19 protein-coding genes are annotated in these 23839 nt (G+C 56.6%); 12 read left to right on the top strand and 7 right to left on the bottom strand.

The window, feature by feature from the left end:
- The first annotated feature begins 131 nt into the window (after positions 1-131).
- The 10 genes from VFX97_15640 (at position 132) to VFX97_15595 (ending at position 8413) form a co-directional block, all read left to right on the top strand.
- Complete coding sequence (locus VFX97_15640; protein ID HEX5704634.1) at positions 132-1706, top strand: hypothetical protein; 1575 nt, start codon at positions 132-134, stop codon at positions 1704-1706.
- A 10-nt stretch (positions 1707-1716) separates the two neighbouring features.
- Positions 1717-2145 (top strand): hypothetical protein, encoded by a 429-nt coding sequence (locus tag VFX97_15635; GenBank protein ID HEX5704633.1) that lies wholly within the window; start codon positions 1717-1719, stop codon positions 2143-2145.
- A 28-nt stretch (positions 2146-2173) separates the two neighbouring features.
- A complete protein-coding gene (locus tag VFX97_15630) occupies positions 2174-2899 on the top strand; it encodes an SIMPL domain-containing protein (protein HEX5704632.1) in 726 nt (241 codons plus the stop codon).
- A gap of 3 nt (positions 2900-2902) precedes the next feature.
- Positions 2903-4426: an NCS1 family nucleobase:cation symporter-1 gene (locus VFX97_15625; protein ID HEX5704631.1), complete on the top strand. Its 1524-nt coding sequence runs from the start codon at positions 2903-2905 to the stop codon at positions 4424-4426.
- A gap of 59 nt (positions 4427-4485) precedes the next feature.
- A complete protein-coding gene (locus VFX97_15620) occupies positions 4486-5355 on the top strand; it encodes a nitrilase-related carbon-nitrogen hydrolase (protein ID HEX5704630.1) in 870 nt (289 codons plus the stop codon).
- A 23-nt stretch (positions 5356-5378) separates the two neighbouring features.
- Positions 5379-5687, top strand: a complete 309-nt coding sequence (locus tag VFX97_15615) for a nucleotidyltransferase family protein (protein ID HEX5704629.1) — start codon at positions 5379-5381, stop codon at positions 5685-5687.
- Positions 5668-6018, top strand: coding sequence for a DUF86 domain-containing protein (locus VFX97_15610; GenBank protein HEX5704628.1), 351 nt, complete (start codon positions 5668-5670; stop codon positions 6016-6018). The genes VFX97_15615 and VFX97_15610 overlap by 20 nt, the downstream gene beginning before the upstream one ends.
- A complete protein-coding gene (locus tag VFX97_15605) occupies positions 6015-6401 on the top strand; it encodes a RidA family protein (GenBank protein HEX5704627.1) in 387 nt (128 codons plus the stop codon). The genes VFX97_15610 and VFX97_15605 overlap by 4 nt, the downstream gene beginning before the upstream one ends.
- A 75-nt stretch (positions 6402-6476) precedes the next feature.
- On the top strand, positions 6477-7577 hold the full coding sequence (preA, locus tag VFX97_15600; protein ID HEX5704626.1) for an NAD-dependent dihydropyrimidine dehydrogenase subunit PreA: 1101 nt from the start codon (positions 6477-6479) through the stop codon (positions 7575-7577).
- Positions 7578-8143: 566 nt separating this feature from the next.
- Entirely contained in the window at positions 8144-8413 is a 270-nt protein-coding gene (locus VFX97_15595; GenBank protein ID HEX5704625.1) for a hypothetical protein, read from the top strand.
- A gap of 191 nt (positions 8414-8604) precedes the next feature.
- Here VFX97_15595 and xth read toward each other — a convergent pair whose 3' ends face one another.
- The 7 genes from xth to VFX97_15560 all read right to left on the bottom strand — a co-directional run bounded on the left by xth (position 8605) and on the right by VFX97_15560 (position 19382).
- A complete protein-coding gene (xth, locus tag VFX97_15590) occupies positions 8605-9372 on the bottom strand; it encodes an exodeoxyribonuclease III (protein ID HEX5704624.1) in 768 nt (255 codons plus the stop codon).
- Between the two features lie 67 nt (positions 9373-9439).
- Positions 9440-10624, bottom strand: coding sequence for a M20 family metallopeptidase (locus VFX97_15585; GenBank protein HEX5704623.1), 1185 nt, complete (start codon positions 10622-10624; stop codon positions 9440-9442).
- A 98-nt stretch (positions 10625-10722) separates the two neighbouring features.
- Entirely contained in the window at positions 10723-11835 is a 1113-nt protein-coding gene (gene menC / locus VFX97_15580; protein HEX5704622.1) for an o-succinylbenzoate synthase, read from the bottom strand.
- A gap of 169 nt (positions 11836-12004) precedes the next feature.
- The gene (locus VFX97_15575; GenBank protein HEX5704621.1) at positions 12005-16252 is read right to left on the bottom strand and encodes a hypothetical protein; all 4248 of its coding nucleotides are present in this window, start codon (positions 16250-16252) and stop codon (positions 12005-12007) included.
- 5 nt (positions 16253-16257) lie between these two features.
- A complete protein-coding gene (locus VFX97_15570; protein HEX5704620.1) occupies positions 16258-17790 on the bottom strand; it encodes a toll/interleukin-1 receptor domain-containing protein in 1533 nt (510 codons plus the stop codon).
- A 148-nt stretch (positions 17791-17938) separates the two neighbouring features.
- The gene (locus VFX97_15565; GenBank protein HEX5704619.1) at positions 17939-18409 is read right to left on the bottom strand and encodes a hypothetical protein; all 471 of its coding nucleotides are present in this window, start codon (positions 18407-18409) and stop codon (positions 17939-17941) included.
- A gap of 139 nt (positions 18410-18548) precedes the next feature.
- Positions 18549-19382: a DUF4190 domain-containing protein gene (locus VFX97_15560; GenBank protein ID HEX5704618.1), complete on the bottom strand. Its 834-nt coding sequence runs from the start codon at positions 19380-19382 to the stop codon at positions 18549-18551.
- 289 nt (positions 19383-19671) lie between these two features.
- Here VFX97_15560 and VFX97_15555 point away from each other — a divergent pair, with 289 nt between their 5' ends.
- Entirely contained in the window at positions 19672-21975 is a 2304-nt protein-coding gene (locus VFX97_15555) for a TRAFs-binding domain-containing protein (GenBank protein ID HEX5704617.1), read from the top strand.
- A complete protein-coding gene (locus tag VFX97_15550; protein ID HEX5704616.1) occupies positions 21972-23825 on the top strand; it encodes a toll/interleukin-1 receptor domain-containing protein in 1854 nt (617 codons plus the stop codon). The genes VFX97_15555 and VFX97_15550 overlap by 4 nt, the downstream gene beginning before the upstream one ends.
- Positions 23826-23839 lie beyond the last annotated feature (14 nt).

Raw genomic sequence — 23839 nt, 5'->3', positions numbered from 1 at the left:
ATCACCGCCAAGATCAACCACCCGCTACCGCAGGTGGTTCTGACAAAATAACTTGTCGCGTCACGCCCGTTTCCCTTACTATGCACGCCTTGCTGTTTCCTTCAAATCAGTCTTACTGAGGTTAATCGCGGATGCTGGCAATTCTCTTCTCCTGTTTTGCCCTTCTCTTTTTTGGACAGGCTCCACCAGGACAACAACCGGCATCAACTCCGCCAGCCGGGCCGTCCCCAGCAGCTTCGCCGGGAGGTTCGGCATCGGGACAGCAACGCGGCGCGCCGGAACGGCCGGCACCTTCACCTGAAGAACCTCCGGTCGTAACGAAACATGAAATTCGGATTGGCGCCAGAACGCTGCGCTACACGGCGACGACCGGCATGATGCCAATCAAGAACCGCGACGGCGAGACCGAGGCGCGCCTCTTCTTTATGGCTTACACGCTGGACGACGCGGGCAATCGCGCGCGACGGCCGCTGACATTCTCTTTCAATGGCGGGCCCGGTTCTTCTTCGGTTTGGCTGCATCTGGGCACGGTTGGTCCGAAGCGCGTGCGGATGAATTCAGACGGCGGAATGCCTGCGCCCCCGTTTGAATTGGTGGACAACGAACACACGTGGCTCACGCAGAGTGATTTGGTCTTCATCGACCCGGTCGGGACCGGCTACAGCCGCGCCGCCCGTCCCGATCTGGCGGCGAAGTTCCTTGGGTTGCAGGGCGACATCGAATCAGTCGGTGAGTTTATTCGGCTCTATCTGACGCGATACGAGCGCTGGGCGTCGCCTCTGTTCCTGGTCGGCGAAAGTTACGGGACGACGCGTGCGTCAGCCTTGTCGGGTTATCTGATTGACCGCGGCATTGCCTTTAACGGCATCATGCTGGTTTCAGCGATCATGAATTTCCAGACGACCGCGTTCGCGGCGGGAAACGATCTGCCTTACACACTCTTTTTACCGGCGTATGCCGCGACCGCGTGGTATCACAAGCGGCTTCCGTCTGATCTTCAGTCAAGACCGCTGACGGAAGTTGTCGCGGAAGTTGAAGACTGGTCCCTCAATCAATACACGGTGGCGCTGGCCCGTGGCGATCGCTTGTCGCCGCCACAACGGCAGGAAGTTGCTGCGCGTCTGTCGCGCTACACGGGCCTGGGACAAAGCTTTTTTGATAATGCGAATCTGCGCGTCAACCTGAATCTGTTCCGGAAAGAACTGCTTCGGTCCGAGCGCCGATCGATCGGCCGTCTCGACAGCCGATTCAAGGGCTACGATTCGAATTACTCGACGGACAGTCCTGAGTACGACGCTAGTGAAGCGGTAATTCGATCGCCTTACACCTCGACCCTGAACAACTACGTGCGGCGGGACCTGGGTTACAAAACGGATCTCGAGTACTTCATCCTGGGCGGTGGCTTCACCAGTCCGTGGAACTGGGGCACGAACAACAACTATGTCGATACGAGTGTGGCTTTGCGGAATGCGCTGGCGAAGAATCCTTATCTGAAGATTTTCGTGGCGTGCGGCTACTACGATATGGCGACGCCCTTCACCGCCGCCGAGTACACCATTCATCACATCAGCATCGATCCTTCGCTGCTGCGAAATTTCTCGACCGGCTATTACGAAGCCGGCCACATGATGTACATCGATGAAAAGTCGCACGCGAAGCTGCGCGCGGACATCGGCAAGTTCATGGAAGATTCGCTGAAGCGGTAAGAGAGCACCAATGAAGGTTTTCGCTGCGGTACTACTGGCCCTCACGTGTTGCTGCGTGGTTCTTCCGCAGCCCAAGATTGTCACGGCGGCGCAAGCAAACGGGACTTATCGTTATCGCGCTAACGAAATCAAGATTCTTGCGCTGGGCAACAATAAGCTGCGCATTCAGATGGATCTTGCCTGGGAATACAAGTCGCCGAACGGCCCGACGGCCAATGTCGGCCAGGCTCACGGCGAGGCGACAATCGAAAATGACGTCGCCACTTTTCGGCCGGAGGGAACCGAAGACTGTACGGTCACGATAAAGTTTCTCCCCGGAAATAAAATTCGCGTGAGTGAGGATCACATGCTCAACTGCGGCTGGGGATTCAACGTAAGTTCAACCGGCACCTACCGGAAGACTCGCGCGGGCAAACCTAAGTTCGACGAAGATCGATAGTTCGGCATCGATACGCAAAGAGGTTCTGATGAAGCGATTACTGCTCTTATCTCTCATTTTCTGTGCCTGTGCGGTGCAGGCGTTGGCCCAGAACAACATCGAACCGCCATTAATTACCGTCACCGGTCAGGCTGAAGTACGCGTGCCTCCCGATGAGGTGCTCTTCACGCTCGCCGTCGAGAATGTCGATAAAGACATGCTGGTCGCGAACAATAAAACCGATGAGAGCGTGAAGCAGATCCTGGCGATTGCCCGCAAGTACGGCGTCAAGCCTGAGGACGTGCAGACCAGTCAAATCAGTGTCCAGCCGAAGTACAACACCGACGACATGGAATACGAGGCACGGCGCGGCGTAAAGCGCGTGCTCATCGGCTACCAGGTCTCGAAAACTGTGGCAGTCAGACTGCGTGACATCACACGGTTTGATGAAATGCTCGCGGACATCCTGAAAGCCGGCATTACGCGCTTAAGCAACCTCGAGTTCCGTGATTCGCAGATCCGGAAACATCGTGACGAAGCGCGAAGAATGGCCATTCGGGCGGCGCAGGAGAAGGCCCGACTTTTAGCCGGGGAGATTGGTCAATCGATTGGGGCGGCGTATTCGATTACCGAAACCAGCCGTGATGTCGTGCCCCGAGCCGCAATGCAAAACGTCTCGACCGAAGCTGATGCGGCGGCTGAGAGCGAATCCGCGCTTGCTCCGGGAACACTGTCGGTCACTGCGCAGGTCACCGTCCGATTCCGTCTTCAATAAACTGTGACGAAGCATAACGAAACAATTCAACACCCCGATGGTCGGGTCGAGCTGAAGCCCGAGGCCTTCGACGAAATCAGCCGGAGCCCGCTGTTCAATCACGACCTGGCGCCCGTCAAAGTTGCTGATCGCAACTGGACCACGTACAACTACGCGGCGCTGTGGATCAGTATGGCGCACTGCATCCCGACCTACATGCTTTCGTCCGGCTTGATTGCCGCCGGCATGAACTGGTGGCAGGCGCTAATCACTATCCTACTCGGCAACGTGATAGTGCTGATTCCGATCCTGTTGAATTCACACCCAGGCACAAAGTACGGAATTCCCTTCCCGGTCTTCGCGCGCGCTGCTTACGGAACGTATGGCTCAAACCTGCCGGCGCTGATGCGCGCGATTGTGGCCTGTGGCTGGTTCGGAATCAATGCATGGATTGGAGGCGAGGCCCTCCATGTTTTTTTTAGCGCGCTGGTGCCGAATTGGCATAACTTGCTGGGCGGGGAAATCGGGGGACACACGTCGACCGAGTGGCTTTCGTTCCTCCTGTTTTGGGCCTTAAATATTTACATAATTTATCGCGGTATGGACCTGCTCAGGAAAGTCGAGAACTGGGCAGCGCCTTTTGTGCTCATCATGACGGCGCTGCTTTTGGGCTGGGCGGTTTGGAAGGCGAATGGGCTGGGCTTTGTTTTTCATCAACCGAGCAAGTTCGCAGGTTGGAGTGATTTTCGACCGGTCTTTTTTCTGAAACTCACCGGAATGATCGGTTTCTGGGCCACCCTAAGCCTGAACATGCCGGACTTTACTCGATTCGGACAGAGTCAAAGGCAACAGGCGGTCGGTCAGATCGTCGCGCTGCCTACCACGATGACCGTGTTTGCGGCGATGAGCATAATTATTACGTCGGCCGCGATGGTCATCTTCAGCCACCTTCCGGCCGATCAGCTAAGCCAATTATGGGACCCGATGAAGCTGGCAGGTCAGTTCAGCCAGTTTTGGGTAATCGCCATTTCTATGTTCACCGTGGTGGTCGCAACCGTGGCGGTTAACATCGCGGCTAATGTTGTTTCCCCCGCCAATGATTTCGCGAATGCATTTCCGAAATGGATTTCGTTTGCCACCGGTGGACTCATTACCGGCATTATTGGAATCCTGATGCAGCCCTGGCGCCTGCTTGAAAATCCGGCGCGCTATATCGACGGTTGGCTGGTGGGCTATTCGGGAGGCATGGCCGCCATCGCCGCTGTCCTGATCGTCGACTATTGGCTGGTGCGGAAGAAGAAACTGCAGCTTGGCGACTTATATCGCAAGCGGGGTGTTTACACGTACTGCGGCGGTTGGAATTGGCGAGCAGTTCTGGCGACGTTGATTGGCTGTGCCATCGCCTGGATCGGACTGTTCGTCCCCAGACTGAGGCCGATGTACGACTACGCATGGTTCGTGGGCTTTGGCGCGTCAGCACTCGTTTACTGGGCACTGATGACGCTGATGCCGCCGCCCCAGATTGTGCCGCAAAGCGAACCGGCCTAACATGCACCAATTCCCCGTCCTCTTACGCAGGCGGGGCTGACAAATTACACGGAGTCTATATGCCAAGAAAAGTAAAATGCGGATTGATTCAGGCAACGAATGCGGGGCCGACCGATGCGTCGATTGAAGAGATCATACGGCTCAACGTTGAAAAGCATGTCGCGATGATCGAAGACGCAGCGAAGCAGGGCGTCCAGATTCTTTGCATGCAGGAAGTCTTCACCACCCCTTACTTTTGCGCCGAGCAACAGACGCGCTGGTACGACGCGGTGGAGAAGATTCCCGACGGGCCGACGACGAAGTTGATGCAGGATATTGCTCGGAAGCACAACATGGTGATCATCGTGCCGATTTACGAGGAAGAGATCACCGGCATCTACTACAACACCGCGGCCGTGATCGATGCTGATGGCAAGTACCTGGGCAAGTACCGTAAGAATCACATCCCACACGTGAATCCCGGCTTCTGGGAAAAGTTCTACTTCCGCCCGGGCAATCTCGGATATCCAACGTTCGACACGGCGTATGCGCGTATCGGCGTTTATATCTGCTACGACCGCCACTTCCCGGAAGGCGCGCGCGCGCTGGGATTAAACGGCGCAGAGATAGTCTTCAATCCATCGGCGACTGTAGCAGGCTTGTCCGAATATCTTTGGAAGCTGGAACAACCCGCGCACGCCGTGGCGAACGGGTATTTCGTGGGCGCGATCAATCGCGTCGGACACGAGCAGCCCTGGGACATCGGCGAATTTTACGGCCAGAGTTATTTCTGCGATCCGCGCGGGCAAATCATCGCGCAAGCCCCGCGCGACGAAGACGCGCTCGTCGTCGCGGATTTGGATCTCGACCTGATTCGTGAAGTCCGCAACACGTGGCAGTTCTTTCGTGATAGACGGCCGGATTCGTACGGACAATTGGTGGCAGATTAGCGGTCGAGATAATAAGAGCAACCATGATTGAACGAAAGACAGACTTGTTTGCCCTGCTGGCTGAACATCAAGATGAACTCAGGCGGTTTGGCGTAAGACGTTGGGGCTTATTTGGATCCTTCAGAAGCGGTAAGCAGACCGACAGGAGTGACGTCGATATTCTGGTTGAATTCGAACACGGGAAAAAGTCTTTCGACAACTTTATGCAGCTGGCAGCCTTTCTCGAGCAACAGATTGGGCGACGCGTGGAACTTGTGACACCTGAATCGTTAAGCCCCCACATTGGCCCGCATATTTTGCGCGAGGTGGAGTATGCCTCCAGTAGTAGCTGAGTTCCTTGAGCACATCATTGATGAGCTGAACTATCTTTCCAAAACGGCTCAAGGAACAGACAAGAAATCGTTTCTACATGACGGCACATTACAACGCTCGTTCGTTCGCAGCATTGAAATCATAGGGGAGGCGACCAAGCAAATCCCAGATTCGCTTCGACAGAAACACCCTGAGATCGAATGGCGCGTAATGGCCGGGATGAGAGATCGACTGATTCATAGCTACTTCGGTGTAGATTATGAAATAGTTTGGGATGTCGCTACCAATAAGGCTGGTCAATTGATCCCGCGTTTTGTTGAGATTCTAGCGGCGGAACGAAACCAGGGATGACTGACCGAGAACGAATCTCATCCGGCGCGAAATGGGAGTCGATTGTTGGCTATTCACGCGCGGTGAAAGTCGGCAGCCGAATCTACGTCACCGGCACTACCGCCATCGATGATCAGGGTGAACTGGTTGCTGTCGACGATGCTTATGGCCAAGCGAAGCAATGCCTGACCAACATCGAAAAGGCTTTGCAGCGTCTCGGGGCAGGATTCGAACACGTGGTGCGCACGCGCATGTTCGTCACCGACATTTCGCGGTGGGAAGAATACGGCCGCGCGCACGGAGAAGTCTTTAGCAGCATCATGCCGGCCACGACAATGGTTGAGGTGAGTGCGCTAATCGATCCGCGAATGCTGATTGAAATAGAGGCGGACGCAGAAATATGAGTGGCACAGACTTCAGTCTGTGAATGCTCGACGGAAACCACAGACTGAAGTCTGTGCCACGAAACAGGAGTTGTCATGGACCTTTCAATTACCGTCAACGGAATCAAATTCCCCAATCCCTTTCTTTTAGGTTCTGGCCCGCCGGGAACCAACGCGCGCGTACTCGCAAAGGCTTACGACGCCGGCTGGGGCGGCGCCGTGGCGAAGACTGTCAGCCTCGAGTCCAGCAAAGTCGTCAACGTAGTGCCACGCTACGGCAAACTTCGCTCGCGCACCAACGGCGAAGTGATTGGGTTTCAAAACATCGAACTGATCTCTGATCGTCCGATCGATGTCTGGCTGGAAGAGTTCCGGCAAGTAAAGAAGGATTATCCGAACAACATCCTGATCGCCTCGATCATGGAGGAGCACGCCAAAGAGCGTTGGCAGGAACTGACAAAGAAGGTCCAGGACACGGGTGTCGACGCTTTCGAGCTCAACTTCTCATGTCCGCACGGCATGACTGAGCGCAAGATGGGTTCTGAGATGGGTGAGCATCCTGATCTCACGGAAGAAGTCACGAATTGGGTAAAGGAAGTCTCCACGATCCCGGTCTGGGCAAAGATGACCCCGAACATTACCAACATCCGCGAACCCGCGCTGGCGGCAGTGCGCGGCGGCGCCGATGGAATCTCAGCCATCAACACGATTCTTTCCGTCATCGGCGTGAATCTCGACACGCTGCGGCCGATGCCCACGGTTGAGGGCTACACCGTTCCCGGCGGTTACTCGGCGCAAGCGGTAAAGCCGATCGCGCTGCGGATGGTTAGCCAACTCGCATTGGGTTTGCCTAAAGAAACTTCAATTAGTGGCATTGGCGGTGTGGAAACAGCTCACGACGCGATCGAGTTCATGCTGCTCGGGTCGTCGACGGTACAGATTTGTACCGGCGTCATGCTTCAGGGCGTAAAGATGGTCGATGAGCTTCAGGCGGGCCTGGCGAAATTCATGACCGACAAAGGCTTCAACTCAGTCGAGGAGATTGTCGGCAAAAGCCTGCCGTACTTCTCAACGCACATGGAGCTGGTCGCGCGCATGAAGGAAGCCAAGCGCCATAAAGCCGGTGAGGCCTCGCGCGATAACGAGTGGGCGCAGAAAGATATCACCGAAAAGACCGCTGAACTCACTTCGAATTGAGCTTTTTCAGTCGGACGGTGCGTCCACAAATAGCGCAAAAAAATATTTACTGATTACCGGCAACCCGCTATACAATGCCGCCCGCGATGTTGCCTCAAACTGACTTCTCGGCGATAGCGACGCTATTGCGTGATCGCAAGTTTGGATTGTTATTGACTGGAGCGTTGACTCTCAACGTCGCGGCTATCGCACTGCACCTCCCAAGTTGGCAATGTGCCTTTCTACAAGTGACAGGCCTTCCCTGTCCGGGATGCGGCTTGACGCGAGCCTGCTTGCTGTTGCTTAAGGGTGACGTTGGCGAATCGGTTCAGTTTCATGCGTTTGCACCAATCTTTGTCGTGTTCGTCGCAATCTTGATCATTTGCATGCTTCTTCCGAGAGCCGTAACCAAACCGTTCATCGATAAAGCAGAGAGGCTGGAACGTCAGACTGGCATAACCCTAATAATTTTGGTTGGTCTAATTCTCTACTGGCTGACGCGGTTGCTTTTGTTTCCGACCGCGTTCTCGCAACTGGTTCGAGGCTAAGACGTTTTTCACTACTCACCCGACTGAAGGAGAAACGAAATGGGAATACTCATTTGGATAGCGTTGTTAGGATGTATCATTTGCCAGATTATCGTGGCCATCAAGATTTTCCAGAATGACGGCGCCCTCAAAGGAATAATCGCGCTGATCTGCGGGCTGTTTGGTCTCATCTGGGGATGGATGAATGCGGCGAGGCTGGGCGTCAAGAACATCATGATCATCTGGACGCTGCTGATCGTTGTCTACGTTATTCTCGGCGCGATAGGCGGATTTAACTTCAGTTACAGTCTGGGAACACCCACTCCCTAAGGTCGCAAAATCGGCAATTGCTTTATGGCCGGCTTAGCTAGCTCTAAGCCGGCCCGCGCCTGGTCGAGCTTTTGCGACAACCGTCGCTTGATCTGACGAGCGCCTGTGATGATGCTTGGGCTCATATGGCGTGTCCTGGCGGGTCGGTTGCTGAAAAATGAGTCAGCGCCAGCGCCCACCGAATCTACCGACTAGCTAAACTCGGCCACGACCGGCGCGTGATCGGACGGGCGTTCCCAACTGCGTGGTTCTTTATCAATCCAGGTCTTTAGGCTTCGCGAGGCTAACGGCGCCGAAACCCAAACGTGATCGATTCGCAGGCCGAGGTTGCGACGGAACGCGCCGGCGCGATAGTCCCACCACGAATAATGCCCGCCCGCTTCGGTGTGCATGCGAAAAGTGTCGGTGAAGCCCCAGTCTTTAATGTGCTGAAGCGCTTCCCTTTCCGCGGGGCTGAACAGGATCCGGTTTTGCCAAAGCCGCGGATCATGCACGTCGCGCTCGTCGGGCGCGACATTAAAGTCTCCGCAAAGCAGAACTGGAGTGGACGTGTCGTAGCTTTGATCGAGCAACTCGCGCAGCCGCTGCATCCACTTCAGCTTGAATTGAAACTTGTCTGAGCCGACGACCTGCCCGTTCGGGACATACACATCGACGATGCGAATGCCCGCAACGTCGGCCGCCAGCAGACGCGAATGGCTGGTGGCGTCGTCTTCGGGATAGCCGCGCTGAACCGAAGCGCAACCCGCTTTGGAAAGGATCGCGACGCCGTTGTAGCTCTGCTGGCCAAACAGCACACAGTCATATCCCGCGGCTTTAATTTCAAGCAGCGGAAACTTATCGTCCGAACACTTTGTTTCCTGCAGGCAGAGAACGTCCGGCTTCTCTTTTTCCAGCCAGCGGGTGACGTGCGGCAAACGCGCGAGGATTGAGTTGACGTTCCAGGTAGCGATTTTCATTGAGTTTCAAGTTCCAGATTTCAAGTTTCAAGTTTGTTCGAGCGAACCCGAAACTCGAAACCTGAAACTAAAGCGAAGCGATAAGTCCCGCCAGCATGGCCGCGCGCGTCGCGATGTTGTCCGTCATAATGTGCTCGTGAGCGGCGTGCGCGCCGTCGCCTTCAATCCCTAATCCGTCCAGGACCGGGACGCCCAGCGCGCCAACGAAATTTCCATCTGAGCCGCCGCCGACGCTGGTCTCGCCCAGTTCAAAGTCCAATCTTGCGGCGAGGCCGCGGGCAAGCTCAAAAAGCTCGCCAACCTTCGGCGTTCGCTCCAGCGGGGGGCGATTGATTCCGCCCGTGACTAATACCTGGGCACGCGGGTCAAAGGGTTTCAGATTCAGCACGTCTGACTCAACCGCAACGCCCAGGTCTACAGACGTAAACCGCATGTCTACTTCCGCAGTCGCCAGCGCGGGAACGACATTCGAAGCCGTCCCGCCGTTAAGAATCGTGACAGTGACATTCGTGCCGTTCGCCGGATCATTCAATTCGTGCAAGCGGACAGTTTGCCGTGCAAGTTCCAGCACGGCGTTGACGCCTTTTTCCGGATCGAGGCCGGCGTGGGCCGCGCGCCCGTGGACCTCGACGGTGAACATCCCGGTGCCCTTTCGACCTGTCTTTACGCGACCTCCGCTCGCCGAAGGTTCGAGCACCAGTGCGGCGTGCGCATTCCGCGCCTCAGCTTCGACGACGGCGCGGCCGTGGACGCTGCCGCTCTCCTCGTCGCACATGAGAAGCACAGTAATTGGACGAGAGGGCCGGGTGCCCGTTGCTTCAAACGCGCGCAGCAGTTCGAGCGCGAGCGCGCAATTCGATTTCATATCAAAGATGCCGGGTCCGTAGATGCGATTCCCATCCGTGCGCCACGGACTTTTCATTATTGAACCGCGCGGGTGGACCGTGTCGGTGTGGCCGAGAAGGACAATCGGCCTCTCTTGATTGATATCCGCGAATGCAGTGATGCGAACGTGCTCGCCGAAACCGGGAAACGCAATTCGCTCAACTGAATTTACTGCGGCGATGGTCTTCGCCTGGGCGACAACGAGGGAAACAACGTCTCGGCTGCCTGCTTCGTCGCCCGAAGGAGATTCCGTTTCCACGAGCGCGCGAGTGAACGCGAGCAGATCGGGCTGGCGAGAAATGAAATACTCGCGGAGAAACTTCAATTGTTTATCAGGAGAGGTCATTAGCGTTTTCATTCGCTTCATTCCCCCTCTCCGCGTGCGGAGAAGGGGCAAGGGGGGAGAGGTTGCGCGTCGTAAAGCCCCTCCCCTAACCCCTCCCCGCGTGCGGGGAGGAGCATCCGTCAGGCGGAAATTGTTTCTAATCGGATAGTGAGGCGATCGATGCGCGCCTGATTCACTTCGAACCCGATGCCCGGTTTGTCCGGCGCTTTAATCGTGCCGCTCGGCGAGACTGTTACGGCAGGATCGATCACATCTTCGTGCCAGTAGCGCGCGCTGGCCGAAACATCGCCGGGCAGAGTGAATCCGGCCAGCGTTGACATGGCGATGTTGTGCGCGCGGCCAATGCCGGACTCGAGCATGCCGCCGCACCAAACGGGAATGTCTTTCTCACGCGCGATAGCTTCGACGCGCTTTGCCTCGGCATGCCCGCCAACGCGGCCGAGTTTCACATTGATGATGCGACACGCGCCCAGGGCGATCGCATGTTCAGCGTCCGCCGGTGTTTTGATCGATTCATCGAGGCAAATCGCAGTGTTGATTCGTTTCTGCAAATCCGCGTGATCGAACATGTCATCGTGTGCCATTGGCTGTTCCAGCATCATCAGGTCGAATTCGTCCAGCCCCCTGAACAGGTCAACATCATTCAGCGAATAAGCCGAATTCGCGTCAGCCGAAAGCCGAATTTGCGGAAACCGCTCACGCACCTTACGCACGATGTCGATGTCCCAACCCGGTTTGATCTTGATCTTGATTCGCTGGTATCCGGCGGTTACTTCCCTGTCGATTTTTTCCAGCAGCGCGTCCGGTGACTCCTGGATTCCAATCGAAACGCCGCAGGCTATTTCTTCCTGTACCCCGCCGAGATGTCGCCACAGAGGCTGGCCCACGCGTCTCGCTTCCAAGTCCCAGCATGCGGTTTCGATAGCGGCTTTGGCCATCCGATGGCCGCGCACACTTTTCATTAAATCGAAAACGTCAGCGGCTTTATCAATTTGCTTACCAACAACCATGGGCCCCAGAAACTCTTTCAGTGTGGGCCAGGCAGTTTCGGCCCATTCTTCGGAATAGAAAGGGCCTTCACCGGCGGTACACTCGCCCCAACCCTCTGCGCCGTCGCCGTCAGCAACCCGCACGAGAATTATTCGGCGCGTGGTAGTCCGGCCAAAACTAGTCTCGAAAAAGTGAATGAGAGGAAGGTTTATTTCGCGAAGTTCGATTCGGGAAATCAGCACTGAGGGATATTAGACGGAAAAAGACCCGTTTGTCAGCCTTCGTGCGTGTCAGAACCGAGAGCGGTAGCGACCGGATCGACACATTCTTCAGTCACAGCGGATTGAAGACTATATTTCATCAAGGAAGTCTCTCGATCCGGTCGCTACCGCTCTCGGTTCTGACACCTTACTAATTCGGCTCGCCGACCGCCCATATCGCAAATGTGCGGCCAACTCTCACGTCCTGTCCATAGTGCGTCGCAGGATACTGCCACATCTCGTCGAGCATACTCTGCACATCAGCGCGCGTCGCATTTTGCATCACCTGAAGCATGGTCTTGTCCTTGAAGCGGCCCTTCTTGATCACCGTCTTCATCAGGTCGATCGTGGAAAGACGCTCCCCGGTGCTTTTGATCTCGGCCACGATTTCGTCGAGCACGCGATTGAACGTTTCGGCACTGACGTCCCGGTAAAGCATCCGATAGTCCGCGAACACTTTCTTTCCGTCTTCGCTGGTCAGGGCCACGTGGAACTTCGTCAGGCCCCAGAGATTTGGTCGATCGCCAAGCGGCGGAACGCGCATACCCACTTCGACCATATCGCCGACACGTACCATTTTGTCCCCGGTCGGATCGTCCATTGTGATCTGCACGGCTGCCGACTCACGTTCGACGTTGGAGACTTTGGCGGTGCCGATCTTTTGCACCTTGCGCTCTTTATCATCGACCTTGCTGTAAATCGTCCACAGCGTTCCTTCTTCGCCGGCGACAACGCCATCATCCGTGCCGCGGTCGATAGTTACCTCGCGAGTTTTGCCCGCGCCTTCTTTAATGCTCAGGATCCGTCCGCTGATTTTCTCCTTATTGGCGTCGAGCAGACGGGTAATCTTCGAATTGACCACCGCCATGTCGCTGGCGATTGCGCCGGACTTATCTGAACCGGCGACGGCCGACAGCGTCCGCAGCGCTTTCTGATAGGTCTGATAAGCGTCTGCCTTCTTGTCCTGTCTCAACTGACGATCGCCAATGTGACTGTAACCGTCCGCGAGGTGGCGAGCGCGTTCGATCTCACTGACGCCCAAACCCTTTTCCGTGCGTTCGCGTTCTTCGTAGTACGTCGGATTGTCGCTCTCGAGCGCGATTGCAAGATTGATCGACTTAAGAGCATCGCGATGTTTCCCGGCTTTGTTTTGGAGAGTTCCGAGCCGGTGATACGTGCTCGCTGAAGGGTCGAGCGCGGCGCTGCGGCGCAACAGTTCGATCGCTTTCTCAGGCTCCGCTTCGGCGATCATGTCACTGAGCCCTGTCATGGCCCCCGAATTTGCCGGCCCCAGTTCAATTGCCTTCTGATAATAGAACTTGCGCTCGTCCTCGGTGGTGATTCCACCGAGATCCGGACCGAGAAAACTCCACCAAAGGTAAACCACCGGCTTGTATTCAGGGCTTTGCTCAGTCAGCTTCAGTAACTTCGCAAAGTCCTCGCGCGCGCCGGCCGTGAATCGCTTTTGATCTTCTTCCTCTTTCCAATAGCCGGCCCAGTACGCGGCGCGTTGCCGGTACCGCGCGCGGGATAACAACAGCTCGACATTGCTCGGTTCGCGTTCGATTGCCGAATCCAGCAACGCCACGGCTTCCCGGTAACGGCCGATCGACGCCAGTTCGTTGGCCAGGAAAGTCTTGGTCCGTGCGTCAGTCTCACCGGCAGGCGGATTAGAGCAATCGATGTGCGCCGAAGTCTTCGGCAGCCTGGTGATCTCTCGATCGACCCAACGCGCTAAGCCCGTGTAACGAGCATCCTTATTTTCACCGTGCTCACATTGGAATTTTTTATAGTAGTAACGCGCCCAGTCGTCGTAACCAGCTTTGCGCCACAGGTGCGCATGTATCGCCCAGGCGCCGTAATCCTTCGGCTCTTTCCTCATCTGCATCCACGCCCAGTTCATCGCCGTCAGGTAACCTTCGACCGAAGGGTTCGCGCGTGCCGCATGCTGATCAGCCGCCGCGAGCTTCGCTTCGAAGTCCGCGCCGCCGCGAAACGCTTCGATGGCGGCAAGTTCGTAGTAAAGCGCCGCGCTGAATTCGTTGCCGTCCGCGTAGATAACGTTTCGATGGGTGGCTTGCTTGATGTCGTCCGACACCTCGCTGTCAAACACGCCGTCGAAGTAGCCCGGCCGGTACCATTCGATTGCTTTCTGGATCGAGTTGGACGCCGCGGCATAGTCCTTCAAGTTCGCCTGCGTAACGCCGAGGTTCAGGTGGTTGAGCGAGTACTGCGGATCAATTTCACGAATTCGTTCGAAATCTTTCAGTGCCTCATTCGTCTCAAAGCGAATCAGGCTCATGTACCCGCGGTTCGTCAACGCATTCAGGTTGTCGCCGAAAACCTCCAGCACCTTCGTCGATTCATTTTTCGAAAGATCCGAGCGGCCAATTTCCGCGAGCGCCGTCGCGTAATAGTTGCGCCAGTAGGCAGCTTCTTCCGGTGAAGCCATGTCAATCAAGCGTTCGGCCAGCGTGTTTATGTTCGACTTGTCGGTCAGGCTCTGCTTGCGCGCACGCATCGCGGCCCGAAGCGACTCGAGCGCGGACCGTTCGGCTTGTTGACGCCTTTGTTCGGCAACCAACTGCGCCTGCCGCGCCTGCGCGGTGGCCGCTTCCGCCTTGATCCGTTGTTCCTCGGCCAGCTTCGCCGCCTCTTCCGCGCGTTCCTCTTCTTCCCGGGCGGTCTGTTCGCTGGCGACCGCACGCTTTTCGCTTTCTACGGCGTTGTTCTTCTCTTTGACGGCTTCCGCGCGCGCTTCGTCGGCGCGTTTCTTTTCTTCCAGGGCTTCGTTGCGCGCGGCCAGGGCTTCGTTACGCGCCGCGTACGCTCGATTGCTCGCATAAAGAGCAAACCCGCCGAATCCGGCGGCGATGAAAAACAGGACCGCGAACACCGTCGCGACTATTCGCGTCTGACGCGCTTTCTTTCTGCGCGCGCTTTCGCGTTCAGCAATCTCAGCTTCCTTCGCTGTCTTGCTGGCGTCGATGAACGCCATCGCCGTTTCGAATTCCGGATGATAATGCCGGGCCCAGGTCGCATTTGGGCGATTCTCTTCACGCCAACGCAGCGCCAACGCGAGATCCGGATCGTGCCAGAGTCCGGCGCGTCCTTCGCGATGCAGCAAAGCTGTGTCGGCGATACGGCGATAGATATTTGCCGAACGAGCTTCTTCGTCCACCCACTTGCGCAGGCGCGTCCAGCCGCGAATCAAGCTTTCGTGCGAAATGTCGATGAGTGAATTTTCGTCGAGCGCCACACTGGCCGGCGGCATCAGAAAAGACCGGCCCTGCTGCCGGAAGGGTTCGATAACCGGGATAATCTCCGCGGGTGTCGCTTCGGCAATGGCGGCGATTTCGCTGACGCGAGTCGGACGGCGGATCTCGCGGTTGTCAGATCCTTTCTCAGTCAAACTCTTGAAGAGTCTTTCCGCTAAAGCGCGCTGGCGATCATTTGGCAGTTCGGCGTACGCCTCATCGGCATGACGCGACAAGGCTTCGGTCATCGTGCCGACGGCTTCGTAATGACGCAGATCGATGGGTTCGCCGTTGCGTCGATCGTCAATCCACAGGTCCCACGTGCGCATCAGCGCGTGCTGGAGGAGCGGCAAGTGATCGGGATCGTCTCCGACGTCGTTTAGCAAACGATTGACCAGGCGTCCGGCGATTTCTCCGCCGCCGACGGCGACCGGACCGGTGATCGCTTCGCGACGCTGATCGCGCGTCATGCGCGGGATCAGATATTGGCCGTCGTTGATGGCTTCCGGCAGATCGCGGAACTGCGAACAATCGCCGAGAAAATCCGAACGCATCGTGATGACGATGTAAACCGGAACGTCTACTCGTTTCTTTGCTTCCAAAAGCAGTTTGATGAATGCCGCTGACTCGTCTTCAGGCCCGGTGCCTTTGGACATGCGACGGAAACGGAAAATCTCTTCAAACTGATCGACGACTACCAAAAGGTTCTCGTTCGCAGGCATCCGTGCCTGGCGGGTGGCTTCCACTAATCCAAGCGCGCTCCGGCGCAATGTCGCTTCAACAATTGTTCTCTGCAACGCGGCGTCATCATCATCATCATCATCGACGCTTCCCAGCACCTGAGGATTCGACAGAGCTTTCGCCAAATTGCCAATCGGATTGTGGCCGGGGCGGAACAACGCGACGCGCCAACTGGAACCGGCGTCGGTCATCAAGCCGCCGTACAACGATGGCAGCATGCCGGCGCGCACCAGCGAAGACTTGCCGCTGCCCGACGTACCGAGCACGGCGAGAAAGCGGCTGCGCCTTAGCCGTCGTAAAAGCTCATCAGACTGTCCGTCGCGTCCAAAGAAGAGATGGTCTTCCGTGGACTCGAACGGGCGCAATCCGGGAAAGGGATTAGTAAAACGCTCGTTAGTCATTGCCTCTACCTTTTTGCCCTTTGGATTTCCTCGATGAATGGCTGAAGAGAATCGGGAGTGAAGTCGCCAAAGTTTCTGAGCAGCAGCGCTTCGCGGGTGCGATAACGCTGCTTCGCCGGATTTTCTGGTGGGCCGGCGTAAATTGCCTGCGCCAGCATCGGCTTCGTGCGTCCGTAGCCCGGACTCTTTTGCAGATCACGGAGCTTCGTGCGCAGCCAGCCTTCGCTCGCATTGCCGTAAAAGATCACGACCGCATCGCAGATCAAAAGACTCTCTTTGTGATCCTCGCGGACTTCCGCTTCGTCGCCTTCGAACAGCGGAAGCGTGACCTCAAAACCCTGGTTGTAGAGATGTTCCTCGACCGGCGCGATGGCGTCGTAGTCCTGCTTGTCGCAAACAAGATAAACGCGGAGCGGTCCTTCCTGGGTCTTGTGACCGTTTCCGTTTCCGTTTCCATTTCCATTTGCGGCCACCGACTTTGGTTTCGGTCTCAGCTTGTCCTGAATATAAGTTTTTAATTCTTCGATCGAGGTTTGCAGGACGTCCGCGCCTTTTTGTGCAGTCGCGTCACATTTGAGGAATTCGATAAACTGGCGCTGGCGCTCCTCACGCGTTTCCAAGCCTTCCGGCAGCCAAATAAGACGCGCAAAGCCGTTGGCCGCGGAGCCATTACCCTGGCTTCGCTCGGCGGCCAAATCGTTTTGCAGGCAGACGACTGAACGATCGGCGGCTTCCGGAATCACGCCATAGTTCGCGCCAATCAGATGAATTGAGAGCTTCGACGATTCGAGATAGTGCCGCACGTCCTCTTCGAGTTCCGGCCCGTTCAACGGCAGCGGCCGATCGGGAATAACGACATGACCGCGCTCCTGAAGCTCACGCTTGATATTGTCGCGTTGCGGGGAAAGATCCGATGAAGTCTCTGCCAGATAAATCGTTTCGCCCGACGTCTCCTGGAAGACCTGCACGTCCGGACTGGCTTCCCGCGCTTTTAGCGATTGCAAAAGCGTGGCGATGTCCTGGGCCACATCATCGATCCTCTGCCAGTACTCAATGGCGTGCGGACCGCTTTCGGCGGACAGCTCGCGCGCGCGATGATCGTCCATGTAGTAGAACTCATAGCCGGTCATCCCCTGCAACTCAGGCGGATGCTTTTCGAGCGGCACGTAAATCTTTTCGACTTTGAAGATGCGCGCTTTGTTTCCCAGCCGCACGCCGCCCGTCTCAGACGCGATGCCCGAAAACATCTGCATCTCGCGACGGCACCACTCCGAATTGATGTAGCTGGGTGAAAGGATCGAAATCAGGATGGCGACTTTGGGAATCTGCTCGACCAGCGTGTCCGCGAAATACTCATTACCTTGCAGACGCGGGTCGCGCCAAATTGCTGCCTTGGCGCCGAGATGGACTTGCAGCCGGCGCTCGAGCGCCTGATGAAACACATCGACCCACCCGCGCTGGCCCTCCAGGAGCGCCTGGTTGTCGTTATGGGCGTAACTGATAAAAATGTCGTCTTCGTAATCCGGGAGAAAGCTCATGGCAGCCTCCGTAACGGCAGACGCGAGGGCGTTGCAGATTTTGCGAGTTTATACCACAAGTCGGGACAAACTGTCTGCCTTGAGCACGCAGATCTGGAAGACTTTCAACGGGCGGGAGCTATGCTTAAAGAGTCTCAGAGCACAGCACCTAAGGCGAGCAGCGTAGATGGTCATCTTTCGCAGCCGGAAAGTAGCTGATACTCATGACCCTTCCTTGAATTACTTCGTATTGAAGTCCTGCTTTTTCATCCGTGTAGTAGAAATACGGCGGGCCGTGTCCTTCATTATCGGTTTTTTTATATTTGGCCTCGTCAAGCTTCAGATCAACGAATCGCAATTCTCTCTTCGGCTGTAGAGTGATTCCTATAACTGTGTCCCGCGGCACATTCCAGATTTGAAAACCATTTGGAGCACACGGTGGGCCGCTGGCGTACATAACGGTTACCCGTTCGTCAGTGGTCTCATAGTCGGAAAGGCTGCCACCATATTTCTTGTGGGGACCTAACAGCTTCTCAACGTCTGCTCGAGTCGAACGCAAAGGTACTATGGTGCGCCATTCTTTCGGAGCCAGCGAAATAGTCGCCCCGCACGCAAGCGCCAGTAAGAAAACAACTTTCATCGGGCGTCCCTAACGTCGGGGTACTTTAACCTTAGAATATCATCCCGAAAAACTACAGCCGCCTAAGGGCGCTCCTCTTTGGAACCCGTTAGCGGCTGTTACTTCGACCCGGTGTTGACGTGTCTTAAGCGTTAACCGGTCACTCTTCTATGGTCCGTGAACGGCGTGACGCAGAGCGATTCGACGGATTATCGCGCTCAAAGTTTACCGGCGGATCGTATTTTGTTGCCTCCATTCCCTGACTATCCGCGGCGCGAATAACCCCGGTCTCATCCATAAAGAACGAACGTCTACCGGAGTATGGATAGCTGACGGGAACCGCAACGACCGTGAACCCTGGCGAACCGTCACCTGTGTCTTTCACGGCTTCAACTTTAAACTGATAACCGCTTCGGGTGCCGCTCGCCAAATCAGAGTCAATTAAATAGTCTCGGTGAAGATCTTTGATGTCTCCGAAGTCGCCGCGACCCGTCGTTGATTGATACATGCCTTCAGCGGCGTGAATCTTTCTTAAGGACGCTATGGTGGAACCTTCGTTCGCTGCTCGTCGTGAAGCCTGCAGATTCGGAAGCGCGATCGAGAGAATAACTATGACCGGAATCAGAAGCACACCCGAAGCTATATTCATGATCAACCCGGTCTGGGCAAACGATTTGCCGCCGTACATGTGGGGATAGCGCTTGATGTAATTCAGCGCCACCACTGAGATCACGATTCCGACAATGATCGTAAAGCCGAAGATGCCCAGGAACAGAAAATTCAGAATCCCGAGAACCATCGCGGTTACCGCCATCTTCTGGTCCAGGTCCCGCTTAAATCCGCCTGGGGGAGGCGCATAGTAAACAGTCTCACTGGGTCCTGACCCATCCGAAGGGTAATCCGGTTGCGGTGTCAGTTCGGCGCCGCACTTCTTGCAGGACTCAGCGTCGGCCCAACCGACAAATCCACACTGTGGACATTTCGTGCTTTTCATAATCGAAACTCCTTATGGAAGATCAGCGATGGCTATCGCATTGAGGAACGGGGAAGAAGATGTTCGCTGGCTCTTGGAACTATCTTTTGGTGAGTTAATTTCCAGTGGATCCGGAAATTGTCTGCGGGCGCGGGGTTCGCCCGGACAAGGTTTTATGATAATTGGCGCGCTGGAAATGGGTCAACAAAAATCTCCAAAACGCAGATTTTCCTTCTAAATGCACCGCCACCTGTGGGCGCTGGCCGCGTGCATCACATCGGCTATACTAGGCCCGTCACTTCGCCTAATCATGCACACGCCGGAACGCGATCTTCCAAAAAACCTGCACGAACTGATCGAAAGTCTCGCTGAGAATACCTACAACATTCACGCGCGGCAGCGGTTGGCGAATGCCAAGTCGTCAGCTGCCCGTTCGGCGACGGCGTTCCCGCCCTACGAAGAACTTCCGGACGCGGAAAAGCAGGACCACCGCAACACCGCGGTCGAGACGCTCAAGCTGATTCTCAATCGGGGCTTCAAGCTCGAGCCGCCGAAATTGGCTTTACCGAGTGAAGAAGGGAAAGGGCCGAAAGCGGCAGAGACGGCGACCCTCGCTTTGATCGATGCAGTGAACCTGCCGAGCGCAATTGCGCTGTGGCTGTCGCATGATCCGGAAGAGTGGGCGCAGACACCGGAGATTTATCGCCGGCTGGGACGGCGCGTGCTGAAGTTGGGCGAGCCGCTTTTGGCTTACGACATCCTGACTGAAGGTTTGAAGAACGAGCCGGCGGATGTGGGGATGCGCCAGCAAGTCGCGCTGTCGTTGGCGCGGAGCGGGGCAACGCAACGGAGCAACGCGATTCTGACGCAGCTTCGCGCCGAAGGTCACCGTGATGAAGAGACGCTTGCCATCCTCGCGCGCACGCACAAAGACCTGTGGACGCACGCGACGGTAAAGACTGAGCGCACCCGCCAACTAAAGCTCGCGCATAAGTTTTATCTGGAGTCCTACAAGCTGAATCGCGGTTACTACTCGGCCATCAACACGGCGACGCTGGCGCTGCTGCTTGGGAAGAAGGACGAAGCGGGTGCACTGGCGCAGCAGGCACGCTCAGCGTGTCTCGCGGAAATAAAGACGCTGCCCGCAAATTCTGAGCATCGCTACTGGCCCCTCGCAACTCTCGGCGAGGCCTGTTTGATTCTGCGACGTTTCAGCGAAGCAGAAGATTGGTATGCGCAGGCCGCCAAAGCGGGACGCGGAAATTACGCGGAGCTGAGTTCGACGCGTCGCAACGCGCGCCTCCTCCTGAACCATCTGCAACGCGATTCGACGTCAATCGAACAAGCGCTAAAGATTCCAGACATCGTCGTGTTCGCCGGGCATTTGATCGATCAGGCCGAGCGCGCCGCGCCCCGATTCCCTGCTCAACTTGAACCGGCAGTGCGCGAGGCGATTCAAAAACAAGTAAAGAAAATCGCACCCGGCTTTGGCTACGCTTCGGGAGCATGCGGATCGGATATTTTGTTTCTCGAAGCGATGCTCGAGCGCGGGAGCGAAGCGAACGTCGTGCTGCCGTTCGCGAAGGAGCAATTCATCCAGGACAGCGTGGCATTCGCCGGCAGCGAGTGGTTGCAGCGGTTCGAAAGCGTGCTCGAACGTGCGACGACTGTGATCACCGCGTCCAGCGAACGAATCGAGGAAGGCAGCATGTCTTTTGAATACGCCAACCTTCTGCTGTATGGACTGGCCGACATTCGCGCACGTCAATTGGAAACCGATCTGGTGCCCCTCGCGGTCTGGGATCAGAAACCCGGAGATGGTCCGGGTGGCACGGCCAGCGCAGTCGCGCATTGGAGGAACCTCGGCCGGGACGTTCAGGTAATCGACCTGGCGAAGATACTTAAGCGCGGGATGCCCGTTGGCAGCGGCAAACAACGCAGCGTCTCCCCCTCTCCGCGTGCTGAGCGGGGGTTGGGGGGAGAGGTTGCGACACGCGTCAACCCCACCCCCGACCCTTCCCCGCATGCGGGGACGGCGGAGACCCTCCCCACACGCATCATGGCGATGCTCTTTGCCGACGCGGTGAATTTCAGCAAACTCACCGAGCAGCAGATTCCGCTCTTCCTGAATCACTTCCTCGGCGCCATCGGAAAACTGATTTCGACTTCACCGCATGCGCCTTCGATTAAGAACACCTGGGGCGATGGTCTCTACTTCGTCTTCGCGGACGTCCGCGACGCCGGCCTGTTCGCGTTGGATCTGTGCGAGCTAATGGTGAGCACAGACTGGAGCAAGAAAGGACTTCCGAAGGCGATCAATCTGCGCATCGCACTTCATGCCGGGCCCGTTTATTCCTGCGTCGATCCGGTGACCGGCCTTGCGAGTTTCACCGGCACGCACGTCAGCCGCGCCGCGCGCATCGAACCCATCACGCCGCCGGGCCAGGTTTACGCGAGTCAGGCGTTCGCCGCGCTGTCCGCCGCCCAAGGCGTTACCGAATTCACTTGCGACTACGTCGGCCAGACTCCCCTCGCGAAAGGCTACGGAACCTTTGCGACCTATCACGTGCGCAACGCTAATACCCATTCACGCGCTTCAAAACGGACTAAATGAACGATTCGGATTTCAAATACTGGGCCTTCATCAGCTACAGCCACGCCGATGAAGAGTGGGCGAAGTGGCTGCACAAGTCGATCGAGACTTATCGCGTGCCGCGCAAGATCGTTGGCCGCGAAACTGCGCAGGGTCCAATTTCGAAACGGCTTTTCCCTGTGTTTCGTGATCGGGAGGAGCTGCCTGGCGCGTCCGACCTCGGTGGCAAGCTGCAGGACGCGCTTACGAAATCGCGTTCGTTGATCGTCATCTGCTCACCCAAGTCCGCAGTTTCAAAATGGGTGAATGAAGAGGTGAAGACCTATAAGTCATTCGGGCACACGGGCCGGGTCTTCTGTCTGATTACTGACGGTGAACCGAACGCGGCGCCGGACAGCGGGCTGCTCGAATGTTTTCCGCCGGCAGTTCGGTTTCGGGTAACGCCCGACGGCCAGGTCACAACCGAACCGGCCGAGCCGATCGCCGCGGACGCGCGTCCCGGCAAAGATGGAAAAACAAATGCGCTGTTGAAGCTGCTCTCCGGCGTGATGGGTGTCGGGTACGACGAATTGCGCCGCCGTGAACGTCAACGCCAGCGTCAGCGGCGGATGCGTTTTGCGGCTCTCGGTGTCTTAGCGCTGTTTTTGATGGCCATCGGTTACGTGGCCGTGGCTGATGCGGGTCTGAATCTTCCCGCCAGCGCGCGCATCCGCAGGGCCCTGGATCGAAACGAAGCTTCGGTATTGCGACCCACGCGAAGCAATGCTGAGATTCGCCAAGGGGCTTCCACAATGCGATACGAGCTGGCTCAAGCGCTGAAGCGTGGTCAGACTGCGAAGGGTGGAATTCCTTCCAGTCTCAACCCTGCGGCAAAACCGTCATTCGAATATTGGTCGAATGGTCAGGCGTTGACCGCGGTATTTGCGACGCCGGAACTTTCTGACGCGGACGCGCGGCAAGTTCTCAAAGGCTTTGAGGAACATTTCGAAGCCGGGTCGACAATCGAAGGTAGAGATGGACGGAAGTATGGCTGGATCGCGCACCCAAGAGAAAAGCGGACGCAGGCTGAGCCGGCCATCTGGACCGTTGCCGCTTTGGCCACAGCACTTGGGCGTCCAGGGTTGTTGACGGGACAAGACCGCGAGCGTGCATTGAGGCGACTCGCGTATGCGCAGGAGTCTCTAAGAATTTATCGGCCGCTTGAGAATGGCGGCTGGAACATGTTTCCGAATCAGGAAGAGCCAGCTCTCAATAACGTTTACACCACGACCCTTGCTTTGCTGGCTTTGCTGGAAACGAGAAAAGCGAATCTCCCCTGGGAAGGCAGTGTCGAAAAACGTGATCAGCTGCTGAAGGCGACGGCGCAGTGGCTAGCGGATGAATATGACGATAAAGCCAGCCCCGCCGGTTGGCATGCGAAGAGTGAAACACATACCGCGGCCATCGATGGTTTGACTCTGCAAATCTATGGTGAACTCTTACGGGCTGAAGCCGAAGCCGGGTTTGTCCTTCCTGCTCGCATAGCCAACCAGATACCTGAGTACCTGGCGAAGTGCGTCGAGCGCGATTTGAACTTTCCCTCCGATAGCGGTGAGTTCGCGGCTATCTTCACCGACCATCTTGGGCAGACATATATGGCGCGAGAGGCTTTGGGGTTTCTTTGGTATCCGTGGGCGATGAACTCAGCCCAACTTTGGCTGCTGCGGGCGGAGAAGCTGGGAGCGCCGAAGGAAGACCAGGTGCGTGTCAGGCGCGCGCTCGGTCACCTGGTCAACGGCTTGGGAAACGACGCGGTTAGCAAGTACAAATCGGAATGGACGTTTCAAGCAGCGGAAACTTTGTATGGGTTATCGGCGATTCCGCCGCAGTAGTGCGATTGGATATT

Source organism: Pyrinomonadaceae bacterium (assembly GCA_036277115.1).
GTDB lineage: Bacteria > Acidobacteriota > Blastocatellia > Pyrinomonadales > Pyrinomonadaceae > UBA11740.
The sequence above is the reverse complement of the archived record's forward strand: the minus strand, read 5'-3'. Positions and strand labels throughout refer to the sequence as shown.

Coding starts and splice junctions, on each gene's coding strand:
- VFX97_15615 (HEX5704629.1), top strand. CDS start 5,379: ATGATTGAACGAAAGACAGACTTGTTTGCCCTGCTGGCTGAACATCAA.
- VFX97_15640 (HEX5704634.1), top strand. CDS start 132: ATGCTGGCAATTCTCTTCTCCTGTTTTGCCCTTCTCTTTTTTGGACAG.
- VFX97_15565 (HEX5704619.1), bottom strand. CDS start 18,409: ATGAAAGTTGTTTTCTTACTGGCGCTTGCGTGCGGGGCGACTATTTCG.
- VFX97_15555 (HEX5704617.1), top strand. CDS start 19,672: ATGCACACGCCGGAACGCGATCTTCCAAAAAACCTGCACGAACTGATC.
- xth (HEX5704624.1), bottom strand. CDS start 9,372: ATGAAAATCGCTACCTGGAACGTCAACTCAATCCTCGCGCGTTTGCCG.
- VFX97_15610 (HEX5704628.1), top strand. CDS start 5,668: ATGCCTCCAGTAGTAGCTGAGTTCCTTGAGCACATCATTGATGAGCTG.
- VFX97_15560 (HEX5704618.1), bottom strand. CDS start 19,382: ATGAAAAGCACGAAATGTCCACAGTGTGGATTTGTCGGTTGGGCCGAC.
- preA (HEX5704626.1), top strand. CDS start 6,477: ATGGACCTTTCAATTACCGTCAACGGAATCAAATTCCCCAATCCCTTT.
- VFX97_15635 (HEX5704633.1), top strand. CDS start 1,717: ATGAAGGTTTTCGCTGCGGTACTACTGGCCCTCACGTGTTGCTGCGTG.
- VFX97_15605 (HEX5704627.1), top strand. CDS start 6,015: ATGACTGACCGAGAACGAATCTCATCCGGCGCGAAATGGGAGTCGATT.
- VFX97_15620 (HEX5704630.1), top strand. CDS start 4,486: ATGCCAAGAAAAGTAAAATGCGGATTGATTCAGGCAACGAATGCGGGG.
- VFX97_15585 (HEX5704623.1), bottom strand. CDS start 10,624: ATGAAGCGAATGAAAACGCTAATGACCTCTCCTGATAAACAATTGAAG.
- VFX97_15595 (HEX5704625.1), top strand. CDS start 8,144: ATGGGAATACTCATTTGGATAGCGTTGTTAGGATGTATCATTTGCCAG.
- VFX97_15570 (HEX5704620.1), bottom strand. CDS start 17,790: ATGAGCTTTCTCCCGGATTACGAAGACGACATTTTTATCAGTTACGCC.
- VFX97_15550 (HEX5704616.1), top strand. CDS start 21,972: ATGAACGATTCGGATTTCAAATACTGGGCCTTCATCAGCTACAGCCAC.
- VFX97_15575 (HEX5704621.1), bottom strand. CDS start 16,252: ATGACTAACGAGCGTTTTACTAATCCCTTTCCCGGATTGCGCCCGTTC.
- VFX97_15630 (HEX5704632.1), top strand. CDS start 2,174: ATGAAGCGATTACTGCTCTTATCTCTCATTTTCTGTGCCTGTGCGGTG.